A 21,790-nucleotide genomic window follows, 5' to 3' on the forward strand; every position below is an offset into this window, starting at 1 on the left:
GCCCGCCGGCGTACTGCGCTCGTCTGGACCTCGGCGACGGAGCTGCGTTAGCGTCATTGAACCATGACGACCCATCCCGGACAGGGCGCCCCGACGCACCCGTGGCGAGCGCTCCTCGCCAGCGCAGCACCTCTCGCCGCACTCCTGCTCAGCGCCCCCTCCGCCTTCGCGCAGGCGCCTCCTGCTGCGTCCTCGCCGCGCGCAGCCGGCGCCGAGCCGCAGCCCGCGCCCTACGGGGCCCCTGCGCCGTACGGCGCGCCTGCCCCGTATGGGCAGCAGCCCGGCTACTACCCGCCTCCGGGATACGCGCCGCCTCCGGGATACGCCCCGCCGCCGGGATACGCGCCGCCTCCGGGGTACGCCCCGCCTCCGGGGTACGCCCCGCCGCCGGGATACGCCTCGCCTTCCGGCTCGTATCCGGTCGGCCCGAGGATCATGAACTACGAGGAAGGGCAGGCCGTCCCGGAGGGTTACCGCGTCGAGGAGAGGGCGCGCCGCGGCCTGGTCATCGGCGGCGCCGTGACGTTCGGCGTCACCTACATCCTCTCGGCGATGGTCGGGCTCGTGGCGGAGAGCGCTGACAGGGCGAGCGGCGGAAGCGGCGAGAGCTACCTCCCGCTCTACATCCCGCTCGCCGGCCCCTTCATCACCGTCAGCACCGCCGACGCGAAGGGCGGCGGCGTCTTCGTCCTCATGGTCGACGGGCTGGCCCAGGTCGCCGGGGCCGCGATGTTCATCGGCGGCCTCGCCGCGCCGGAGAAGAAGCTCGTCCGCAACGACGTCGCCCTGTCGGTGAAGCCGATCGTCACGGGCGACACCGTCGGGCTCGGCGTCTCCGGCTCGCTCTGAGCGCGCGCAGCTCGCGGCCCGGGGTCACGGCACGACGGGCGGCGTCTCATCCATCGTCTTGACGGCGCGCTTGGCCCTGCGGCGCACGTCGACGTGCAGCGACTCGTCGAAGTTGATGGCCGAGAACGCCGCCCGCGCCTCGATGTTCTTGCCGAGCGCGGCGTACGCCTCGGCCTCGTTCCACCGCAGCTTCCAGTCGCGCTTCGCGAGGTCCGAGAGCTTCGCGGCATCGGCGATGATGTCCGGGTACCGCTGCTGCTTCCCGAGCTCGGTCCAGTACTCGGCCCGGAGGTCGTCGTCCCCGGGCGCGAGCGCGACGGCCGCCGCGAAGCCCGCGAGCGCGTCGTCGATCCGACCTGCGACCAGCTCGGCGCGGGCGAGCGAGCGGCGCGCGCCCGCGCTCTCGGGGTGAGCCGCGACGAAGGCGGCGAGCGCGGGGACCGCCTCGTTGACCTTCTGGATGTCCGCGGGATCGCTCGGCCAGAAACGGAGCGAGAGCGCCGCGAGGTCGCCCGGGTCGCTCTCCAGCGCGCGCTCGACCGCGGCGGGCACCTCCTCGCCGCGGCCCGCCTGGGACAGGCACTTGGCGAGCTCGACCCAGGCGCCCGACGAGGACGGCGCCGTCGCGACGAAGACCTCGGCCGCGGCGAGCGCCTCGTCGGTGCGCCCGAGCGATCGGAGCGCGGCGATCCGCGCGAGGTGCGCGCGCTCGCCGCTCGCCCCTTCGCCCGAGGCGGCGACGGCGCGCTCCGCTGCGGCCAGCGCGACGTCGTGGCGGAGCTCGCGCTCGTGGTAGGCGAGCTGCTCGAGATAGAAGGCGCCGTCGCGGGGCGCCGCGTCCCAGTGGCCCGCGAGGTACTCGAGCACCGCGTCGGAGCGCACGTAGACGAGCGAGGCAGCGTCGCGCGGGTTCTCGTAGATCGGCAGGAGGACCCCGAGCTGGACCATCGCGTCCAGCGCCGGCTGGCAGTCCGGCTTCGCCTCGAGCGCGAGCACCATCTCGTCGAGGGCGGCGTCCTTCTTCTGCATCGCCAGGTGCACTTGCCCGACCGCCACGTGGTAGTCGGCGTCCCCCTGGAACGTCTTTCGGATCGCCTGGAAGCTCTTCAGCGCCGCGGGGTGATCGCCCATGTTCGCCTGCGCCGAGGCGAGGTTCAGCCGCGCGGCGTGATCGTCGGGATCCATCGTGATGATGCGCTTGAGCGCCGAGATCGCCTTCTCGTAATCGCGCTCGCCGAACGCCTTCTGCGCGCGCTCCCAGACCGGAGCCTTGTCGAGGAACGCCTCGAACTGCGAGACGAGCGTGCTGTTCTGCTTGCGCCAGACGCCGCTCTTGCCGGGCTCGGAGTTCGTGAGGAAGTCTTTGATCCACTTGCGGGCGGCGTCGATGCTGAGCCCCTTGTCCGCCAGCCCTTCGAACTCCCCCCGAGGCACCGGCATGCGCGCGGGGATCCCCTGCCGGCGCGCCGTGGTCTCATCCAGGCCGATCAGCACCCAGTCGCTTTGCTCGCTCATGATCCAAGGACGGTAGCCGCCGTGCCCCGCCGGGATCAAGCGACGTCTCGGCGCGTCGGGCGCGCTCGCGCGCGCAGCGGCGCTTCAGGAATAGAACCAGGCCAGCAAGACGAACGCCATGAAGGCCGCCGCCGCGACGGCGAGCGCGAGCGCGCGCGGCACGCCGAGGAGCATCGGCCGGAGGCTGGCCTGAAACGCGACAGCGTCCGCGGCGGAGGGCGGGCCGATCGCGTCGCCCGCAGCGTCACGCCGGACGGCGAGCGCGGCGGATGGCGCGCCTGGCGCGTCGCTCCTCGCGGGGGCGGCGCCCATGAACGGCTGGGCCGCGCGCGCGTCCCCGGGCGTCGGCGTGAGACGATGCTGGGCCGCGCTCGCGTCGCCGGGCGCCGGCGTGAGCCGATGCGGGGGCGCGCCGAAATCCGAGGGCCGCGACGCGGCCGGTGACGCCAGGTGCTCGAGGCCGAGCTGGGCGAGGATGGCCCGCTGCTCGTTGCCCCACACGGAAGGCAGCACCGTCGTCTCGGACGCGAGCGTGAGCGGCGCGGACATCACCTTGTGCATCGCCCGCTCGAGCGCGAGCGCCTCGTCGAGGCGGTGCGTCGCGCGCTCCGGGGCGGCGCTCGCGGAGAGGCGCAGCGCCTCGGTGGCCATCTCGGAGAGGTGAGCAGCCACCTTGGCCAGCGCCAGCTTGCGCTCGGCGTGGGCGACCGCGAAGCGCGCCTCCTCGCGGAGCCGGAGCGCCTCGGTCGTGAGGCGGTCGACCTCCGCGTGCAGCGGCCTCGCCCCTCCCGGCACGCCCTGCGCCGTGAGCGGTGTGTCGGCGTCGTGATCCACGGAGAACGTGGCCACGGGAGAGATCGAGGGCGTCGCCTCGTTCTCGGACGTCGCGCGCAGCGCGTTCCCCGACACCGGCAGCGGCTCGCTGTCCTGATCGGTGAGGGATCCGTACGAGGGCAGGCTGCTGCGGCGCCGTCCTCCGCCCGAGCTGGAAGACCCGGGGTCCGCGCGCCCCCTGCCGTTGCTGCCGACGACGACCGTCGCCTCGTCGGCCGTCTCGGAGGCCATCGGTCCGCGCCGGCCGGGGTCGCCGTCCGCGGCGCCCGCCTCGCGCGGCGTGAGGCCGGTCGGCGACGGGGACAGCGTCGCGCGGCGCGACTCGACGTCGGTCGCGTCGTCGTTCTGAGCGCGCGCGCCCCCGCTGCCGCGGAGCCGACCGGGGGCGTTCGCCCCCCTGCCCCGCGGATCGGCCGAGGGCCGGCGCGGGATCGCCTCGGCTGTCGAGAGCGAGGGGCGCGGCGCCTTGGCGCCCCCGGCGAAGCCGCCGGTGACGGCGCGCTCGAACCAGCGCATCTGTCTCATCGCGTTGCGCCGCACGAAGCGCCCGAGCGCCTCCTCGTTCCCCTCGTGGTACCCGTGGCTGTGCAGCCAGCCCTCCAGCCGAGCGAGGATCTCGTCCGCGCTCTGGAAGCGCGACGGCGGGTCCCTCTCGAGGCAGCGCATCACGATCGACACGAGCTCCTTGTCGATCTTCGGCCGGAGCTCCCGCAGGTCGGCCGCGGGCTGCGTCGACATGCTCTGCAAGAGCTCGTAGTCGCTCGTCGACGGCCACGGGTGCTTGCCGGTGAAGAGCTCGAACAGCACGACGCCGAGCGAGAACAGGTCGGAGCGCCTGTCGGCGGCGCCCCCGCGGGCCTGCTCCGGCGCCATGTACGTCGTCACGCGCCGGCGCGCCCCGACGGCCGTCGTCATCACGCGGAGCGACGATTTGGCGAGCCCGAAATCGGCGATCTTCACCTCGCCCTGGAACCCGACGAGCACGTTGCCCGGCGTCAGATCGCGGTGCACGAGGTTGAGCAGCGCGCCGGCAGGCGAGCGGAGCTCGTGCGCCGCGCTGAGCCCGCGGCAGAGCGTCGCGCCGACGTGGACGACGAGCCGCTCGGAGAACATCTCGCCGGTGTCGAAGACGGTCTTCATGAGCCGCGCGAGGCTCACGCCCTGCACGAGCTCGACGGCGAAGTACCACCCCTGCTCGTCCGTCCCCCAGCCGGCGACCTCGACCACGTTCGGGTGCTTGAGCGCCGCGGTCGTGCGCACCTCGTCGAGGAACCGGGTGGAGACGTTCTGATCCTCGGCGAAGTGCGGGTGCAGCCGCTTGACGGCGAGCAGCTCCCCAGGCCGGTGCGGACCTGCCGACCTGCAGAGATCAACGCGGGTGGTGGCCCCGGACGCGATCTCGGCAAGGAACTGGAACGAGAGCGCAACCGGCGCGGGCTCGGGGAGCCGAGACATGCACGGGGAAGTCTAGCGGGCGACGGCCCCCACCGGAAAGAGCCTCAGACGCCCGCGCGCACCGCGGCGATCGCGGCGGCGACCCCGGAGGGGGTGGCCTTGAGGTGCATGTCCAGGTGGTCATCCTTGGTCTTGAGCGCACGGACACCGAGCACCGGCGCGCAGATGCGCAGCGCCCGTACGGCCGTCGGATTCCCGCCGAGGGCCGGGATTTTGAGGAGATCCAGGGTAATCCTGTCCCCCTTGGCGTCGATCAGCGCGGCGGGCCGCTTGGGCATGAAGGAGACGAGATCGCCCGGCTTGTTCAGGTCGATCGCCCCCGAGCCGATCAGCCCGGCGATCGGCGAGGCCTCGTCACCCATGACCTGCAGCTTGAGGTCGGCGATCCGCAGGCCGACCTGGATCGCGTCCGCGCGCACGTCGAGCTCCTCGGCGAAGGCCGTGAACGAGGCCCGGATCGGGGCGCCCATGATCTTCACCGTCAGGGCGAGGCGCAGGCCCGGGGGCGCGGCCTCGATCACGATGTCCTTCGGCGCGCGCTTGCCGCCGCTGAGCTCTCGCGCCAGATAGCGCAGCGCATCGATCGGGACGCCGAACCGCAGGCGGAGCGCGCCGCGGAGCGCCCTCGCGATCTCCTCGGGGTGCGCCTTGAGATAGTCACCTGCGTGGCGAAGCAAGACCTTCGGATCGAGCGTGGGCATCGTTGGGGCGGCTACGATTGCCCGGAGTCGGGCCAGCGCGCAAGGGGCGAGCGGTCCGCCGGGAGGCCCTCGACGACCGGAGGTCGCTGTTCGAACGGGGGCGACTCGGTCACACTCGGTCCCGATGCAGACCAGGATCCTACTTGTCATGGCGACAACAGCGCTCGCGATCGGCTGCGGATCGGCCGACGCGACGCTCGAGTGGACGCCGAACGGAGGCGGGGGCGGTGGCCAGGGAGGCGGTGAGGATGGCCGGGGCAGCGAGGGCGGCGGCCAGAACAGCGGCGGGGGCCAGGATGATGCCGGCGGGGGTAAGGGCAATGGCGGCGTCGGCGGCGCGCCGAGCGGCGAGGACCGCGGTTCGGGCGGCAGCGGGGCGCCGGGAGCCTTCTGCGACCCACCTCCGGTGTGCGACGCGGCGCCGCCCGATCCGGGCGAGGAGCTCGCGTGGAATCACCCATCTTCGTACGTCATCGCCGGCGCTGGGAGCCCCAACCACCGCGGACGCGACCTCTACCTGACGCCGGACGACCCGCAGTGGATCATCGGAAAGTTCGCCTACGGGATCACGGACAAGGACCTGAAGGACGAGCGGGTCGACATCTATCTGCTCCGCGGCTGCGGCGGCGCGTGGGAGCGCCTCGGCTCGGCGACCACGACGGAAGCGGACTCGGCGCACCGCGCGGTCGAGGGTGTCAGCGACGACGGCGGCCGCGTCTACTTCGAGATCCCCGCCGCGCAGCGGCTCGGTCCGGGCCGGCACCGGGTCCACCTGGTCGTCCGCGGCGACCTCTCGAGCACCGACCTCTTCATCGAGGTCGTCCCGCGGGGCGCGCCGATGTTCGTCAGCGACGTCGATGGGACGCTCACGGGCACGGAGACCGAGGAGTTCACCTCGCTCCTCCTCGGCGAGCTGCCCGACGTGCATGCGCACGCGGCGGCGGCGTTCCACCGGCTCACGTCGAAGGGCTACCGCCCGATGTACCTGACCGCGCGGCCGGAGTGGCTCGTCCAGCGCACGCGCGATTTCCTCGAGGCGTACGGCTTCCCGCCTGGCATCGTGCACACCACGCTGAGCCTGACCGGCGCGACGGGCGACGGCGCCGTGGAGTACAAGACGGCGGAGCTGGAGCGGCTGTTCGACGGAAGGGAGATGCTGCCCGCGTGGGCCTTCGGCAACACGGCGACGGACGCCGAGGCCTACGACAACGGCGGCGTGATGCCGCTCCCGCGGCGCGTGTTCTACCGGTTCGACGATGAGGCGCACGGCGGCCGTCGCATCGACGGCTACGACGAGCTGTTCGCCGAGCTCGACGCGCTCCCCAGCCTCTGCGATTGATCCGCCCCGCCGGCGCGCCGCCCCGTCAGCCGGACGCCTGCTCGGTCCGGGCGTCGCTCGCCGGCGCGTCCGAGGCGGCCGGGGCGCCAGCCGGCGCTTCGACGCGACCGCCGATCGAGCGGAGGAGCTCGCTCACCGCGGCGTGGGCGCGCTCGCGCAGCTCGTTGACCCGCGCGCCCTCGCGGCCCTCCGGGCGCACGGCGATCGGCGCGCCGACCCGGACGCGGATGATCCGCAGGGTGCCGTCGCCGGTGTCGAGGGCGCCCTTCTTCATGAGGAGGTGCGTGCCGTCGATGGCGACCGGCACCACGGGCACGCCGGCGCGGACGGCCGCATAGAAGCCGCCGTTCTTGAACTGCCGGAGGATGCCGTCCTCGCTCCGCGTCCCCTCGGGGAAGACGAGCAGCGGCTTGCCGCTCTTGAGCACCTCCTCGAACCGCGAGATCGCCTCGACCGCGGCGCGGGAGCCGACCGTGCGATCGACCGGCACGTGGCCCGCGAGCCGGAGGTGCCAGCCGAGGAATGGGATCTTCATGAGGGAGCGCTTGGCGGCCCACTTGAAATCGCCCGGCAGCACGGCGCCGAGGGCGAGGATATCAAGCAGGCTCTGGTGGTTGGAGCAGTAGACGAACACCCCGGGAGGGACGTTCTCGAGCCCGCTCGCCTGGATCTCGATATCGAGCCCTCGCGCGCTGGCCTGACACCATCGTCGCATCGCCCACAGGCTCGCCGAGCGCTGCGGCGTGAGGGGGCCCAGCGTCAGAGACACGGTGCCGTACGCCATGGTCCTGAGGGTGAAAGGAACCCACTGGCGCGTCGCCAGCCATGCGCTCCTGAGATCCATACTACAGCGCTTACCACTCTCCATATCGGGCGAAAACGCGTAGCGTCTTGCGCAGCGGCGCTGCGTGCAAGCGGCGTTACTCGGCTCCGGATCGCCGCTTCGCGGCGCGGGGCTACGGCGCGAGCGGCGGCGTGAGCAGCCCCCAGCCGACCGTGGCCGGCCGCCCGGCGCGCTCGAACTTGACCGTGTACAGGCCTGTCTCCTCGGCGCTCTGCACGACGGCGGGGCGCAGCGCGCCGACCCATTCGGCCCAGACGCTCGCCCCGACCTTGAGCCGCGGCTTGACGGGGAGCGGACGGAGCGCCGACTCGTCGGCGAGCAGCGCGGCGCCACCATAACCGAGGGCAAACCACCGCGCGGAGCTGCTGGAGTGCGACGTAAGGACGGCGCCTGGCTCGGCCGGAGGACCGCCGAGCCGCGACACGAGCAGCACGTGGCGCCACGTCTCGCCGTCCTTCCATGCGGCGAAGTTGCCGGGGGCGAGGCCCGCCGTCTGCACGACGAAGCGAACGCCCTTGAGCTGCGCGAGCGGGGTCCGCGGGTCCATGTCGGTGTAGCGGACCTCGATCTTGTCCTTCACGAAGCGGGTAAGGACGGCGTGCTTCATGACGCCGTTCCACTCCGTGAGCAGCGGGTCGTGGGGTCGGAGGCGGGGCGCGTCGGGCACGGGGATGACGTAGCCCGGGTGAACCTTGTACGACGGTCCGCCCCTCCCCTCGACGATGAGGTCGTCGCCGTCGAAGCCGACCACCGTCGCCGCGTACAGCACGAGCGTGGACCCGAGCTTGGCCCCGGCGAGCATCCGGTCCGAGAAGGTGAACACGCGGCGGCCTGGCTCGAGCTTGATCGGGTACGGGGGGAGGCCGAGCGGGTTCGACGCGTGCGCCGCGCCGGTCGGCGTCGAGGTCTCCGCGAACGCAGGCCGCGGCAGCGCAGCGACGGGCGGGCTCTGAGAGGGCATCGGCGTCGGGGTCGACGCCGGCGCCGACTCGCACGCGGCCGCGAAGCTCGCTGCCAGGAGGCAAGCGAGCGCCGCGAGCGCGCCGCGGGAGCGCGGCGCTCGGGGCCCGAGGCATCGCATCGCGCGGCGATCGCGATCCTTCGCGGTGGCGCGACGCAGCCTGCGGGACCCGGCCCCGAGGCCGCCGGGACGTCGGTCAGCCATCGCGGGCGAGCATGGACCGCGAGACGGACGACGGCGAGCAGAAAGGGACAGCAGAGCGACCCGGCGAAGCGTCGGCGGTCAGGCCTGACCGCCCGCGTCAGGGCCGAGCAAGGAGGGCGCCGCGGTGCGGCGGAGCACCTCGCTCCTCGCGACGTGCTCGGCCCCTCTGCGCTACCCTGCGGCGCGATGAAGCGCGCGTTCAGCGTCGATGAGCTCAAGCAGACCGCGCCGCGCCTCGCCGTGGAGCGCCGCGCCGTGCGCTTCCAGGACGTCGACGCGGCCGGGATCGTCTTCTATCCGCGGGTCCTCGAGTATTTCAGCGACGCGTACATGATCGCGCTGAAGGAGCGAGGGATCGATCTTCCTGCGATGATCGCGGGCGGCACGATCAAGCTGCCGCTCGTCCACGCCGAGGCGGATTACCTCCTGCCGCTCCGGTTCGGTGACACCGTCGAGGTCGAGGTGCTCGCGCCGAAGCTCGGCGACACGTCGTTCACGGTGGGCTACCGCGTGACGATGACGACGGCGGGCCGGGTCGCCGCCATCGGACAGACCGTGCACGTGTGCATCGACGGCGCGCGCTTCACGCCGTGCCCGCTCCCGGACGATCTGCGCAGCGCGCTCGCCTAACCGCGCCGAGCGGCGGCCGCCGGACGGCGCGCCGGGCGCTAGCGTGGTGGGAACGGGGCGAGCGCGGCCGCGAGCTGCGCAGCCGCGCCGGCGCGATCGAGCTTGCCGGCCGCGGTGAGCGGCAGCGCCGCGACGGCGCAGAGGCGCCGCGGGCGCTTGTGTGGGGCGAGCCGCGACGCGACGGCGGCCGCGAGATCGCCGAGCCATGCGGGGGAGAGTGCGGCGCCGCCCGCCTCTCCGGGCGCGGCCTGGTCGGGGACGATCGCCGCGGCGACGACCTGGCCCCAGCGATCGTCAGGCACGCCGAACACCACCGCGCCGGCGACGCCCTCGCAGGACGCGAGGACCTGCTCCACCTCGGCGGGGTAGACGTTCTCTCCGCCGGTCACGATGAGATCGCTGCGGCGCGCCGCGACGTGCAGCCGCCCTCCGGCGTCGAGCGCGCCGAGATCGCCGGTGCCGAACCACCCGGCGCCGTCGACCGAGAGCTCCGGCGCGCGGTCGGGCCCGCGGTAGTAGCCGCGGAACAGCACCGGGCCGCGGATCTCGATGCGGCCCACGCCGTCGCTGCCAGCGCCCTCGATGCGAAGCTCGACGCCGGCGATCGGGGAGCCGGAGCCCGGCTCTCTCGCGCGCGGATCGCGCGGGCGCTGCACGGTGACCTGCGAGCACGCCTCGGTGAGGCCGTACGTGGTGAGCGCGGGGACCCCGCGGCGCGCGCACTCGTCGAGCGCCAGCGCCGGAGCGCCCGCGCCGCCGACGAGCACCGCGCGGAGCCGGGTGAGGACGTTGTCGCGATCGGCCTCCAGCAGCGCGAGCAGCATCGTCGGCACCACGGAGAGCAGCGTCGCGCGGTCGCGGACGATCGAGGCGAGCACCGAGGCGGGCTCGAAGCGAGGCGCGAGGATGACAGCGCGGCGCGCGAGCAAGCAGCGGGTCACGATCGAGAGGCCACCGACGTGGCAGAGCGGAAGGCAGAGCAGCCAGCGATCGTCGTCGCGCACGCCGAGGTTGGCCGCGCTCCCCTCGGCGGCGGCGAGGAACGCGCGGCGCGAGAGCACCGCGCCCTTGGGACGCCCGGTGGTGCCCGAGGTGTAGACGATCGCCAGATCGCCGGAAGCGTCCGGCGGCGGGACGCGCGCGGCCTCGGCGGCGCGCGCCCCGCGCTCGCGGAGCGCGCTTATCTCCGGCGCGGCGTCGTCGAGCAGGGCGGCGAGCGCAGGCTCGCGCAGCACGAGGTCGGGGCGCGCGTCGTCGATCAGGAGGCCCGCCTCGCCGGCCGTGAGCCGGGGATGGATCGGGACGAGGACGGCGCCGAGCGCGAGCAGCGCGTGGATGACGACCACGGTCCCGAGCGCGTTCGGGGCGACGAGCGCCACGCGGGCTCCCGGTCCTACCCCCGCGCGGGCGAGCCGGGCAGATACGGCCGCGACCGCGGGCGCCAGCTCGCCGAAGCGGAGGGCGCCGCCGGGGCCGACGCCGAGGGCGGGGACGTCGATCGCGCGCGGCGCGCCGTCCTCGACGCCGCCGAGGACGATCGCTGTCCGGGCGGCGATCGCGGGATCGCGCGCGGCATCGAGGAGGCTCAGCCCGTCCATGGCCGGATGCCGAGGCCGGGCTGATCGCTGGCCGCGACCAGGCCGCCCTCGCGGAGCTGCGGGATCCGGATCGCGGGCCACGCCTCCAGGCCGGCGTGCGCGTCGAGGCCGCACGCGAGCGGCGCGCGCGGCAAGGCGAGCGCGAGCTCACACGAGGCGGCGAGCGCGATGGGCCCGTCGAAGAGGTGCGTCACCACGGCGTCGATGCCGCGCGCCTGCGCCCTGCAGCCGAGCGCGTGCGCGCGCAGCAGGCCGAGCATCGCGGGCTTCAGGATGAACGCGGCGCAGCCCTCCGCTTCGAGCAGGCGCTCCGGCATGCCCTCGACCGCGAGCGACTCGTCGGCCGCCCACGGGACCTCGCGCGCGCCGAGGTGGTGGAGGAGCTCCGGCGCGACCGGCTGCTCGACGAAGCGCGGGCCGAGCGGCGCGAGGAGCGCGAGCCGGCGGGGCGCCTCGTCGAGCGACCATGCCGCGTTGGCGTCGAGCCGGAGCTCGACGCCCGGGTGCTCCCGCCGCAGCGCGCGCAGCGCCTCGAGGTCGCGCGCGAAGCCGTCGTCCCCGCGCGAGCGGAGCTTCACCTTGATCGCGCGGACGCCGCGCGCGGCGAGCACGCGAGCGCGATCGAGCATCTCCGGCAGCGCCACCGCGGTCGTGAGCAGCCCGTTGACCTGGACCTCGGCGTAGCGCCCGCGTCCGCCGAGGCACGCCGACATCGAGAGGCCGAGGCGCTGGCTCAGCAGATCGAGCAACGCCGTCTCCAGGGCGAAGCGCGCCGCCGGGAGATCGCAGAGCCGCGATGACAGCGGCGCGAGCGCGCGCAGGATCGCCGTCGCCGTCGCCGTCGGCGGAGCGCCCTCGGCCGGCACGTCGATCGCGCCGAGCGCCCCCGGCAGCTCGGCGAGCGCGCGCTGGTCCTCGTCCGCCGTGTCGGGTGAGAAGCCGGGGAGCGGCGTGGCCTCACCCAGGCCGACGCGCCCCTCGTCGTCGGTGAGCGACAGCACGAGGCCCCGGCGCGCGCCATCAAGGACCCGGGACGCGAGGCGGGCATCGACGACGCGCATGATCCCTACAGCTGGGCCGCGAGGCCGAGCGAGAAGAGCAGCGCGTACGCAAGCAGCAGCTTCGCCGTCCCGGCGAGGCAGTCGTTGAGCGGCCGGCCGTCGGTCGTCGCCAGCACCCGGAGCAGGCGCACCGCGCGAGGGAACGTCGCGAACACGAGGAGCGTCCACCGCCGGCCCTCGCCGGCGGCGAGCGCGACCGGCACCGCGTAGGCGGCGGCGAAGAGCATCGCGTACTCGATGACGCCCGCGCGGCGCCCGAGCCGGACGGCGAGCGTGCGCTTGCCGGCGACGACGTCCGTCTCGCGATCGCGGACGTTGTTGACGACGAGCACGGCGGTGGCGATGGCGCCGATCGGCACGGCCGCCGCCCACGCGAGCGGCGGGACCGAGCCGAGCTGGACGAACGCCGTAGCGCAGACGGCGACGAGGCCGAAGAACACGAACACGAAGAGGTCGCCGAGGCCGTGATAGCCGAGCGGGTACGGCCCACCGGTGTACGCGACGCCGGCGAGGATCGAGACGACGCCGATCACCACGATGGGCCACCCGCCCACGAACGCCAGGTACACCCCGAACGGCAGCGTGAGCGCTATCGTGACGAGCAGCCCGGCGCGCACCTGGCGCGGGGTGAGCAGCCCCGCCTGCACGGCGCGCGTGGGGCCGAGCCGCTCGTGCGTGTCGGCGCCCTTCTCGTGATCGAAGACGTCGTTCGCGAAGTTCGTCGCGATCTGGATGAGCATCGCGCCGGCGAGCGCCGCGAGCGCCGGACCGAGCCGCATCCCGCCGAGCGCGTAGGCGACGGCCGTCCCGACCATCACCGGCGCGAGCGCCGCGGTGAGCGTCGCCGGCCGGGACGCGAGGAGCCACGCCCGGAGCGAGCCGGGGCGCACGCCCCCCGGGGCCGCTGCGCCCGCCGCGCCCGTCGCGCCCGCCGCCTGAGGCGCCGCCGCGGCGCTCACGATCCTCTCCCCGGCTCGCGGGGTCCGCGCGCCCTCGCGGCGGCGCGAGCGCTCCCGCGCTGCGCGGCGCCCTCGCGGGATGCGCCTCGCGCGACGTCGTCGGGTGCGGGACTCGTGTTCGCGTTGACCTGGCTCATGATCGTGGATCCCTCTCGGCAAGCTCGGGGTTCTCGGCGCGCGCGCCGCTCATGGAGACTGCAGATCGGCCGCCGCGCCGTCCGCGGCCGGCGCGCTGACCAGGGCTGCGACGTCGCGACGAACGTCGGACCAGAGCCGCGCAACGCGGGCGGCGCCGTCGTGGGGCGGCACCACCGCCTCGATCAGCGTCGCGCCCGTCCGCTGGTACGCCGCGGCGAGCGCGCGGGCGAGATCCCCGGCGGTGCCGGCGCGCTCGTAGGCGAGCCCGAACATCGCCGCCGCCGGCGCGAAATCGAGGTGCTGCGGCATCGTGAAGCACCGCTCGAGCAGCGCGGCGCCGCGCCTGGCGATGGGGAGGTGCTCGAAGATGCGGCCGCCGTCGTTCTGGACCACCACGATGACGAGCGGCGCCCGGCCGTCGCCCGCTGCCTTCGCGGCGAGGAGCAGCCCGGTCAGATCGTGCAGCAGGCTGAGATCGCCGAGCAGCAACGTGACCGGCGCGGCGGCCGCGGCGCGCGCGCCGGCCGCCGCCGACACGAGGCCGTCGATCCCGCTCGCCCCGCGCTGGTGCAGCACGCGCAACGCGCGCGCCGACGGCGGGCAGTACGTGTCGAGGTCGCGCACCGGCATGCTGTTGCCGATCGCGAGCAGCGAGCCCGCGGGGCACGCGCTGGCCACCATCCGGGCGATGGCGCCCTCCGTCAGCTCGTCCCCGGCGCAGGCCCGCGCGGCGTGCGCCGCCGCGATCTCGCCGGCGCGCGCGAACGTCGCGGCCCAGTCCCGCCGCCCGCGCCCCAGGCTCAGCCCCGCCCCGGCGAGTCGCGCCGCCAGCGCCTCGCACACCTCCACGGGCTCACCCATGACGAGGGCAGCCGCGGCGCTCGTCGGATCGTTCCAGCCGTGCGAGGAGACGACGACGCGGCGGGCGCTCGTGTGCTCGGCGATGTAGGTCGCGTAACCGGCCGATGTCGGCGGGGCGCCGAGCTCGAGGATGACGTCGGGCGCGTTCGCCGCGCGGAACTCGGGCGCGCGGAGGAAAGAATCGAACGACGCCGGCATCACGACGCCCTCGGCGAGGCCGCCGAAGCAGATCTGGCTCGTGCCCTCGGCGAGCACCGGGAAGCCTGTGGCGCGCGAGAGCGCGAGCACCGCGCGGCGCGCGCGCGCGTCGTCCTCCCGGCTCTGGGCGGGGCCGCACACGATGAGCCCCCGCTCCGCGCGCGCGCAGCGCGCGGCGAGCTCCTCGATCGCGCGCCCATCGACCCCGGCGCGGGCCGGCACGACCCGCGTGCCGGCGCGGCGCATCAGCGCCTCCCACTCTCCCTGCCACGGCTCGGGCCCGGCCGCGTCGACCGGCTCGAGCGGCTTGCGGAAGCGCGCGTTGATGTGGACCGGGCCCGGCGTCGGCGACAGCGCGCGCGTGACCGCCTGGGCCGCGATGCGCGTCACCGCGCGCATCGCGAGGGGCGACGGATCCGGCAGCCCGAGCTCGGCGAAGTGACGGACGTGGTCGCCGAAGAGCTTGGTCTGATCGATGGTCTGCGCGGCCGCGGCGTCGGCGAGCTCCCACGGGCGGTCGGCCGTGATCGCGATGAGCGGGGTGAAGCTCAGGTGCGCCTCGATGATCGCCGGGAGCGCGTGCGCGCCGGCGGTGCCCGAGGTGCAGACGAAGACGCTGGGCCGGCCAGTGACGCGCGCCTGCCCCAGCGCGAAGAACGCGGCGGCGCGCTCGTCGACGACGCTCGCGCAGCGCACCTCCTCGCTCTCCATCGCCGCGATCGCGAGCGGCGTGGAGCGCGAGCCGGGGCAGAGGACCAGGTCGCGCACCCCGGCCTGCGCGAGCGCGCGGACGAACAGCTGCGCCCAGGCAGAGTGGAGGTTCGACCCGCCCATCACCGCCCCCCGAGGCCCTCTCTGGCGCGCACCTCAGGCCCCCTCGGGCGTCGCGACGAAGAGGCACACGACGCCCATCGTGAGCGGCTCCACGCGGAGCACGCGCAGCCCCGCGCCGCGCATCAGCTCCGCGAACTCGTCCGGAGGCGGGAACCTCGCGATCGAGTCCTGCAGGTACCGGTACTCGTCCTTGCCGGAGATCGCGCCGCCCACGTACGGGACGACCGTGTGGATGTGGAAGCGCGCGAGCTTGCCCATGAGCCCGCTGCGCGGCTCGCTGAGCTCGAGGATCGCGATGCGCCCCCCGGGCCGCGTGACGCGCGCCATCTCGCGGAGCGCCCGCGCGCGATCCGGGACGTTGCGGATCCCGAACGCCATCGAGATGGCGTCGACGCTCGCGTCGCCGAGCTGGAGCTGCTGCGCGTCGCCGACCTCGAGCTCGATCCGCCCGGCGAGCCCCGCGGCCTCCACCTTCCGGCGGCCGACGCCGAGCATCCCCTGCGACGGATCGACCCCGATGACCTTCACCTCGTGCGCCCGCGCGATCGCGATCGCGAGATCGGCGGTGCCGGTCGCGAGATCGAGCACCGTCGCGCCGGGCGAGAGCTCGAGCGAACGCAACGCGCGCCGCCGCCAGCCCTGATCGAGCCCCAGCGAGATGACCCGGTTCAGGAGGTCGTACCGCTCCGCGATGCCGTCGAACATCTCGCCCGTGCCGAAGCGGCGCCCGCCGCGCGGCGCCTGATCCTGGCTCGCCTCGCTCATGTCCCGCTCCCCGCCTGGTGCGCCGCGCGCGGCGCCTCGGCTCGCTCTACGGAAAACCGCTTGCCTTCGCTGGACGCCGGCCCGGCGGCCTCCCCGCCCGCTGTGGACGAGACGCCGGGCGCGCGCTTCCGCTCGTGGAGCCGCATGTGGCCTCGCTGGATGCCCTCGCTCGCGAGCGCGCGCAGCGCCGCCAGGTTGGACGCCAGCCCGACGGACGCCAGCACCACCGCGAGCTCGCGCGCGCTCGTCGCGCCCACGAGCTGCAGCGCGGCGCGCACGCCCGCGTGCACCTCGGTCGCGCCGCCCACCGTGCCGACGGCGAGCGGCAGCTCCGCCCGCCCCACGAGCCCGCCGGGGATGCGCTCCCACGTGCTGAGCGGCCGGTATCGGCCCCCGATCGCCGCATACGCGTGCGCGCCCGCCTCGATGGCGCGGAAGTCCTGCCCGAGCGCCACCGCGGCCGCGTCGAGCCCGTTCATGAAGCCCTTGTTGTGGGTCGTCGCCCTGTACGGATCGAGCTCCGCGAAGCGGCTCGCCCGCGCGACGCCGCTCGCCACGTCCGCGCCCCCGAGCGCGTCGTCCGTCACGGTGGCCGTCACCCGGACGAGGCGGCGGACGGTCAGGTTGGAGAGGATCCGCAGGCCCAGCGTCCCGCCGGCGATGCGCTGCACGAGCGGCGCCACCGCCTCTGCCACGGTGTCGACCAGGTTCGCGCCCATGGCGTCGCCGACCTCGACGTAGAGGTGCACGACGAGCACGCCGAGCTCCGCCGAGAGGACGCGCACCTCGAGATCGCGGCAGCCGCCGCCGCGCGCCACCATCCTGGGGATGGCCGCGTCCCCGGCCGCGAGCAGGCTCGCGCGGGCCGCCTCCAGCCGGCCCGCGGCCGCCTCCGCGTCCGGCACGTCGTCGAGCTGGACCTGGGCGGTCATGATCGGCGGGTCCGCCTCGCCGGAGAAGCCGCCCGACCGCCGGACCATGCGCGCCGCGTTCGACGCGGCGGCGATGACGCTCGGCTCCTCCACCGCCATCGGCACCAGCACGTCGCGCTGGTTCACGCGGAAGTTCAGCGCCAGGCCGAGCGGGAGCGCGTGCGTCGCGATGACGTTCTCGCACATCCGATCGGCCACCGCCGTCGGCAGCCCTCCCCCGCTGGCGAGGTGCGCGAGCGCCTCCTCGTCGAGCAGACCGAGCGCCTGGATCGCGCGGAGCCGCTCCTCGAGGCACCGCTTGTAGAAGCCGCTGATCCGGCTGGACACGTGTTGGCTCATCGGGTGTCTCCGCGCGCCGCGCGCGCTCGCGAGCGGCGCGCGCGCTCCGCGCACTGCATCAAGGGGTTCGTCATCGCCGCTCACCGCTTCCGCCGGGGCGTCGACATCGCGACCCCCTCCAGCGCCGCCTTCGCCGGGCTCTCCGGGAGCGGCTCGATGCTCCGCACCGCGTCCCCGCAGAGCCGGGACGCGAGCTCCAGGCAGTCGTCCACGACGCGCTCCTCGACCATGATCTGCGCGATGCGCCGGCCGAGCTCCGGCTCGACGGCCGTGTCCTCCGACGCGCAGTGCGCCTCGAGGGCGGGCGTGAGCTCGCGGTCGCGCTCCATGGCGAGGAGCAGCGGGTACGTCATCTTGCCTTCGCGCAGGTCCGTGAGCAGCGCCTTGCCGGTCGCCTCCGGGTCGCCGGCGAAGTCGAGGACGTCGTCGACGAGCTGGAACGCGACCCCGAGGCTCGTCCCGAAGCTCTCGAGCGCCTTGCAGAGCGGCTCGCTCACGCCGCCCGCGCGCGCCCCCGCGAACATCGCCCAGCGGAACAGCGACGCCGTCTTGCCGTCGACGATCTGGAAGTACTCGCTCGAGCTCGTGCGCACGCGGCCCCGCGACGCGAGCTGGAGCGCCTCGGCCACGACCATCTCCTTGATCACGAGGAGCACCCGCTCGAGCACGTCGGCCATGCCGACCGCCTGGATCTTGGAGAGCGCGTCGAGCAGGAGGTAGTCGCCGCCGAAGATCGAGGCGGCGTTGCCGTAGATGACCCGCGCCGCGTCCGCGCCGCGCCGGCGGTCGCCGAGATCGACGACGTCGTCGTGCAGCAGCGTCGCGTTGTGGACGAGCTCGACCGCGACCGCGAACGTCCGCGCGGCGTCGTTGAAGCCGCCCCCGATGTGGGAGGCCAGCGCGACGCAGATGGGCCGCAGCCGCTTGCCGTTCAGGCCGAGCAAGTGCCGGGCGCTCCTGTGCGCCGGCGTCTCCCCGTCCAGCCCGACCTTCGCGATCTCGCGCTCGATGTCGCCGAGGTCCCCGTCGAGCAGGCGCCTCAGCTCCGCGAGGCGCGCAGCGAGCGCGTCGAGCCCTCGCCCAGCGCACATGCCTCCGAGGCTCGAGACGACATCGCTCCGCTGGACCGCCCCAGTAAACGTTGTAGTCGCAGTCATCCCATCTCCACCTGGAAGCACGAGCGCACGCTGCGCCCCGCACCGCGCGGGGCCCCCCGTGACGATCGAGCTCTCCGAAATCACGGTCCCGCTAGGCACCTCGCCGGGAACGCACGGCGCGGATGGGGAACCGGACCAGATCCCCGAACCGCGAGAAATCCACGGTCCTGCTCTTGATGAACCCGTCGAGCGCCGCCTGCGCGACGATCACGAACGAGAGGAGCCGCTCCACCCGATCGAGGCTGAACCGGGCGGCGTCGGTGGGGGGCAGGCCCTCGAGCAGCGCCGAAGCCCGCTCGAGGCGCTCCCTCACGGAGTCGGCGATCAGCCGCTCGCGCTCGGCGAACACTTTGGAAATCATCTTCCAGAAGTCCGTCTCGGCCTCGAAGAACTCCTTCCGCTCGCCCGGTTTCCATACTCTTCGTACTACACCCCACCTTTGCAATTCTGTCAGCGACATACTCATTGCGCCGGAAGAAACCTGCAGCCGTTCGCCGATCTCGGCGGCGGAGAGGGCTCCGCCTTCGATGAACAGGACGGTCCAGATCCGCCCGAGCACCCGGCGAAAGCCCCAGTGCTCGATGACGTCGCCGATCGCGTCCGCCGCGAGCAGCTCCGCCTGGCGATGGATGTCGCTTGCGTGGCTCATGAAAGTTTCAAAATTCTTTGAAAGAACTGTGTGGGTCTACTTGCGCCGGCGTCAAGACATTCCCGACCGTTCTCGCCACGCAGCGCGGACGAGCGGGTCGGTTCTCGGTTGGTGGGCTGGCGCGGGCGCGCGGGTCACTTCTTGGGCCGCGCGCGCCCGCGCGGCCTGTCGAGCGCTCTCGACGGCGCTAGCTCACGCCCGGATCCGGGCCATGAGATCCTGGTTTTGCCGGAGCAGCGCCTCGGGCATGCGCGAGCCGAACGACTCCAGGAACGCCTCGCGATCGCGCGCCTCCTCCGCCCACGCATCGCGATCGATGGCGAAGAGCTCGCGCATTGCCTCGTCGTTCACGCCGAGGCCGCTCGTGTCGAGCTCGCCGTCGGTGGGCATGATCCCGACGGCGGTGTCGTGTCCCTTCGCCTCGCCGCGCACGCGCGCGACGATCCAGCGGAGGACGCGGAGGTTCTCGCCGAAGCCTGGCCAGAGGAGCGCGCCCGCCTCGCTCTGGCGGAACCAGTTCACGTGGAAGATCTTCGGGAACGCCGCGCGGTTCTCGCCGAGCTCGATCCAGTGTCGGAAGTAATCGCCCATGTTGTATCCGCAGAAGGGGCGCATCGCCATCGGGTCGCGGCGGACGACCCCGACCTTCCCGGTGGCCGCCGCGGTCGTCTCCGAGGCCATCGTCGCGCCCAGATAGACGCCGTGGGCCCAGCCGCGCGCCTCGCAGACGAGCGGCGCGAGCCGCGCGCGCCGTCCGCCGAAGACGATGGCCGAGATGGGCACGCCCGCTGCGGCGTCGAACTCCGTCGAGATGGACGGGCACTGGCGGGCCGGCGCGGTGAACCGGCTGTTCGGATGCGCCGCGGGCTCCCCGCTGTCAGGCGTCCACCGGCGTCCTTTCCAGTCGGTGAGCACCGGCGGCACCGGACCGTCGAAGCCTTCCCACCACGGCGTCCCCTCCGGCGTGAGCGCCACGTTCGTGAAGATCGAGTTCCGGGCCAGCGTCGCCAGGGCGTTCGGGTTCGTCTTCGAGCTCGTCCCCGGCGCCACGCCGAAGAAGCCGGCCTCGGGGTTGATCGCCCAGAGCCGGCCATCCCGGCCGATCCGCAGCCAGGCGATGTCGTCGCCGACGGTCCACACCTTCCACCCCTTCTGGGACGCCGGCGGCACCAGCATGGCGAGGTTCGTCTTCCCGCAGGCGCTCGGGAACGCCGCGCAGACGTACGTCACCCGCCCTCCCGGGTCCTCCAGGCCGAGGATGAGCATGTGCTCCGCGAACCACCCTTCGTCGCGCGCCATCGTGCTCGCGATGCGCAGCGCGAAACACTTCTTCCCGAGCAGCGCGTTGCCCCCATACCCGGAGCCGACGCTCCAGATGAGCCGCTCCGCCGGGAAATGGCAGACGAAGCGGCGCTCGGGGCTCAGGTCCCCGAGCGCGTGCAGCCCCCTGCAGAAGTCCTCGGAGCTGCCCAGCGCATCGAGCGCGACCTGGCCCATACGGGTCATGATCCGCATGCTCGCCACGACATAAGGGCTGTCGGTGATCTCGATTCCGACCTTCGACGAGGGCGATCCCACGGGCCCCATCAGGTACGGGACGACGAACATCGTCCGCCCCTTCATCGCCCCGTCAAACAGCCGTCCGACCCGCTGCGAGGCCTCGTCCGGCGACATCCAGTTGTTCGTCGGGCCCGCGTCTTCCTTGTCGCGAGTGCAGATGAACGTGAGGTGCTCAGTCCGGGCGACGTCGGTCGGGTCGCTCCGGTGAAGATAGCAGTTGGGGTACCTCTCCCCGTCGAGCGCGAGGAGCGTACCGTCGCTCAGCATCCCCTGGATCAGCGTTCGGTTCTCCGCCTCGGAGCCGTCACAGAAAACGACCCGATCGGGCCGCGTCTGATGGGCGACCTCGTCCACCCACGCTGAAAGTTTCCGGTTTTGCATACGGCTGCGAGCCTAGCCTGAGCGAGAACCTCCGCCAAGCGACAGTACAATTGTAGTATTTCGTCAAATCTGGACGATCTGCAGGGGGCGTGGCGTGGCAGCCGGCCGGCGTTCACGCTCAGTTCACGCGAGGCGAACGCAGGGACGTTCGGCTATGCTGGAGACGTGCAGCGTGTCGTCGACCTCCCTGATCGGGGCAGACTGATCGTCGCCACCGACTTCCAGGGCAATCTCGCGGATTTCGAGCGAATCGCCGAGATCTTCGAGCAGGCGGCGACCGGCCGTGACGGCGCGGTCCTCGTGATCACGGGCGACCTGATCCACGGGCCCGAGCTCGACGAGGGTGAATGGCCCGACTACCTGGGCTCGTTCTACCGGGGCGATTCCGTGACCTTGCTGAAAAAGGCGAGGAGTCTCGCGGAACGCCACCCTGGCCGGGTTCACTACCTGCTCGGAAACCACGAGCACGCGCACGTGGGAGGTCCGGTGGTGGCGAAATTCTTCCCGGACGAGGCGCTGCGGCTCGAAGATCTCCTCGGCCCGGAGGACACGCTGGCGATGCGAAGCTGGTTCCGCGGGTGGCCGTTCGTGGCGACCGCGCGCGCGGCCCGGCTGGTCATGCTCCACGCGGCGCCGCACGCCCGCATTCAGAGCCGGCAAGATCTCGATCGGCTCCCGCTCGACGGGTTCCTCGACGTACAGCTCTCGGAGATGAGCCTGCACGGGACGCTCGGCGCGCTGCTCTGGGCGCGGAGCACATCGAGCGACCGCGCCCATGCCTTCCTCCGCGCGATCGACCCGGACGCTCGCGTGGCGATCTACGGGCACGACGTCGCGCGCGAGGGGTATGCCACCGAGCGCGAGCCGCTGCTCTGCCTGTCGACGAGCTTCGGTTGCTACGACGGCGACAAGCTCTACCTGGAGTGGGATCTCGCCGAGCCCGCGGAGAGCGCGGCCGACGTCGCCTGGCGTGGGCTCCGGTCGCTGTACCCCGACGCGCCGCGCGTCCACAGCGACCCCTGATCG

18 protein-coding genes are annotated in these 21,790 nt (G+C 73.4%); 4 read left to right on the forward strand and 14 right to left on the reverse strand.

Annotated elements, in window-relative coordinates:
• The first annotated feature begins 63 nt into the window (after nt 1-63).
• Nucleotides 64-849 carry a hypothetical protein gene (locus tag ACSRUE_RS32660; RefSeq protein WP_441287014.1) on the forward strand — a complete coding sequence of 262 codons (786 nt, stop codon included), beginning with the start codon at nt 64-66 and terminating at the stop codon, nt 847-849.
• 24 nt (nt 850-873) lie between these two features.
• Here ACSRUE_RS32660 and ACSRUE_RS32665 read toward each other — a convergent pair whose 3' ends face one another.
• The 3 genes from ACSRUE_RS32665 to ACSRUE_RS32675 form a co-directional block, all read right to left on the reverse strand.
• Nucleotides 874-2,364, reverse strand: a complete 1,491-nt coding sequence (locus ACSRUE_RS32665; protein WP_441287015.1) for a tetratricopeptide repeat protein — start codon at nt 2,362-2,364, stop codon at nt 874-876.
• 84 nt (nt 2,365-2,448) lie between these two features.
• Entirely contained in the window at nt 2,449-4,653 is a 2,205-nt protein-coding gene (locus ACSRUE_RS32670) for a protein kinase domain-containing protein (RefSeq protein ID WP_441287016.1), read from the reverse strand.
• Nucleotides 4,654-4,697: 44 nt separating this feature from the next.
• Nucleotides 4,698-5,354: a hypothetical protein gene (locus ACSRUE_RS32675; protein ID WP_441287017.1), complete on the reverse strand. Its 657-nt coding sequence runs from the start codon at nt 5,352-5,354 to the stop codon at nt 4,698-4,700.
• A gap of 148 nt (nt 5,355-5,502) precedes the next feature.
• Here ACSRUE_RS32675 and ACSRUE_RS32680 point away from each other — a divergent pair, with 148 nt between their 5' ends.
• Nucleotides 5,503-6,693, forward strand: a complete 1,191-nt coding sequence (locus ACSRUE_RS32680) for a lipin/Ned1/Smp2 family protein (protein ID WP_441287018.1) — start codon at nt 5,503-5,505, stop codon at nt 6,691-6,693.
• A gap of 25 nt (nt 6,694-6,718) precedes the next feature.
• Here ACSRUE_RS32680 and ACSRUE_RS32685 read toward each other — a convergent pair whose 3' ends face one another.
• Together ACSRUE_RS32685 and ACSRUE_RS32690 are read right to left on the reverse strand one after the other, a co-directional pair.
• On the reverse strand, nt 6,719-7,537 hold the full coding sequence (locus ACSRUE_RS32685) for a lysophospholipid acyltransferase family protein (protein WP_441287019.1): 819 nt from the start codon (nt 7,535-7,537) through the stop codon (nt 6,719-6,721).
• Between the two features lie 112 nt (nt 7,538-7,649).
• On the reverse strand, nt 7,650-8,702 hold the full coding sequence (locus ACSRUE_RS32690) for a hypothetical protein (RefSeq protein ID WP_441287020.1): 1,053 nt from the start codon (nt 8,700-8,702) through the stop codon (nt 7,650-7,652).
• Nucleotides 8,703-8,888: 186 nt separating this feature from the next.
• On the opposite strand from ACSRUE_RS32690, the gene ACSRUE_RS32695 reads away from it, so the two are divergent.
• The gene (locus ACSRUE_RS32695) at nt 8,889-9,332 is read left to right on the forward strand and encodes an acyl-CoA thioesterase (RefSeq protein WP_441287021.1); all 444 of its coding nucleotides are present in this window, start codon (nt 8,889-8,891) and stop codon (nt 9,330-9,332) included.
• Between the two features lie 38 nt (nt 9,333-9,370).
• Here ACSRUE_RS32695 and ACSRUE_RS32700 read toward each other — a convergent pair whose 3' ends face one another.
• The 9 genes from ACSRUE_RS32700 to ACSRUE_RS32740 all read right to left on the reverse strand — a co-directional run bounded on the left by ACSRUE_RS32700 (nt 9,371) and on the right by ACSRUE_RS32740 (nt 20,764).
• The gene (locus tag ACSRUE_RS32700; protein ID WP_441287022.1) at nt 9,371-10,930 is read right to left on the reverse strand and encodes an AMP-binding protein; all 1,560 of its coding nucleotides are present in this window, start codon (nt 10,928-10,930) and stop codon (nt 9,371-9,373) included.
• Nucleotides 10,918-11,991 (reverse strand): mandelate racemase/muconate lactonizing enzyme family protein, encoded by a 1,074-nt coding sequence (locus ACSRUE_RS32705; RefSeq protein WP_441287023.1) that lies wholly within the window; start codon nt 11,989-11,991, stop codon nt 10,918-10,920. Before ACSRUE_RS32705 ends, ACSRUE_RS32700 begins: the two co-directional genes overlap by 13 nt.
• Nucleotides 11,992-11,996: 5 nt before the next feature.
• On the reverse strand, nt 11,997-12,950 hold the full coding sequence (locus tag ACSRUE_RS32710; protein WP_441287024.1) for a 1,4-dihydroxy-2-naphthoate polyprenyltransferase: 954 nt from the start codon (nt 12,948-12,950) through the stop codon (nt 11,997-11,999).
• A 186-nt stretch (nt 12,951-13,136) separates the two neighbouring features.
• On the reverse strand, nt 13,137-14,981 hold the full coding sequence (gene menD, locus ACSRUE_RS32715) for a 2-succinyl-5-enolpyruvyl-6-hydroxy-3-cyclohexene-1-carboxylic-acid synthase (protein ID WP_441287025.1): 1,845 nt from the start codon (nt 14,979-14,981) through the stop codon (nt 13,137-13,139).
• A gap of 33 nt (nt 14,982-15,014) precedes the next feature.
• On the reverse strand, nt 15,015-15,746 hold the full coding sequence (ubiE, locus tag ACSRUE_RS32720) for a bifunctional demethylmenaquinone methyltransferase/2-methoxy-6-polyprenyl-1,4-benzoquinol methylase UbiE (protein ID WP_437768141.1): 732 nt from the start codon (nt 15,744-15,746) through the stop codon (nt 15,015-15,017).
• Nucleotides 15,743-17,017, reverse strand: a complete 1,275-nt coding sequence (locus ACSRUE_RS32725; protein ID WP_441287026.1) for a hydroxymethylglutaryl-CoA reductase, degradative — start codon at nt 17,015-17,017, stop codon at nt 15,743-15,745. Before ACSRUE_RS32725 ends, ubiE begins: the two co-directional genes overlap by 4 nt.
• Nucleotides 17,018-17,097: 80 nt before the next feature.
• Nucleotides 17,098-18,108, reverse strand: coding sequence for a polyprenyl synthetase family protein (locus ACSRUE_RS32730; RefSeq protein WP_441287027.1), 1,011 nt, complete (start codon nt 18,106-18,108; stop codon nt 17,098-17,100).
• Nucleotides 18,109-18,265: 157 nt separating this feature from the next.
• The gene (locus ACSRUE_RS32735; protein WP_012235639.1) at nt 18,266-18,823 is read right to left on the reverse strand and encodes a GbsR/MarR family transcriptional regulator; all 558 of its coding nucleotides are present in this window, start codon (nt 18,821-18,823) and stop codon (nt 18,266-18,268) included.
• Between the two features lie 192 nt (nt 18,824-19,015).
• Nucleotides 19,016-20,764 carry a phosphoenolpyruvate carboxykinase (GTP) gene (locus tag ACSRUE_RS32740; RefSeq protein WP_441287028.1) on the reverse strand — a complete coding sequence of 583 codons (1,749 nt, stop codon included), beginning with the start codon at nt 20,762-20,764 and terminating at the stop codon, nt 19,016-19,018.
• A gap of 165 nt (nt 20,765-20,929) precedes the next feature.
• On the opposite strand from ACSRUE_RS32740, the gene ACSRUE_RS32745 reads away from it, so the two are divergent.
• Entirely contained in the window at nt 20,930-21,787 is an 858-nt protein-coding gene (locus tag ACSRUE_RS32745; RefSeq protein WP_437768145.1) for a metallophosphoesterase, read from the forward strand.
• The last annotated feature ends 3 nt before the right edge of the window (nt 21,788-21,790 follow it).

Source organism: Sorangium sp. KYC3313, assembly GCF_052075895.1.
GTDB lineage: Bacteria > Myxococcota_A > Polyangia > Polyangiales > Polyangiaceae > Sorangium > Sorangium cellulosum_B.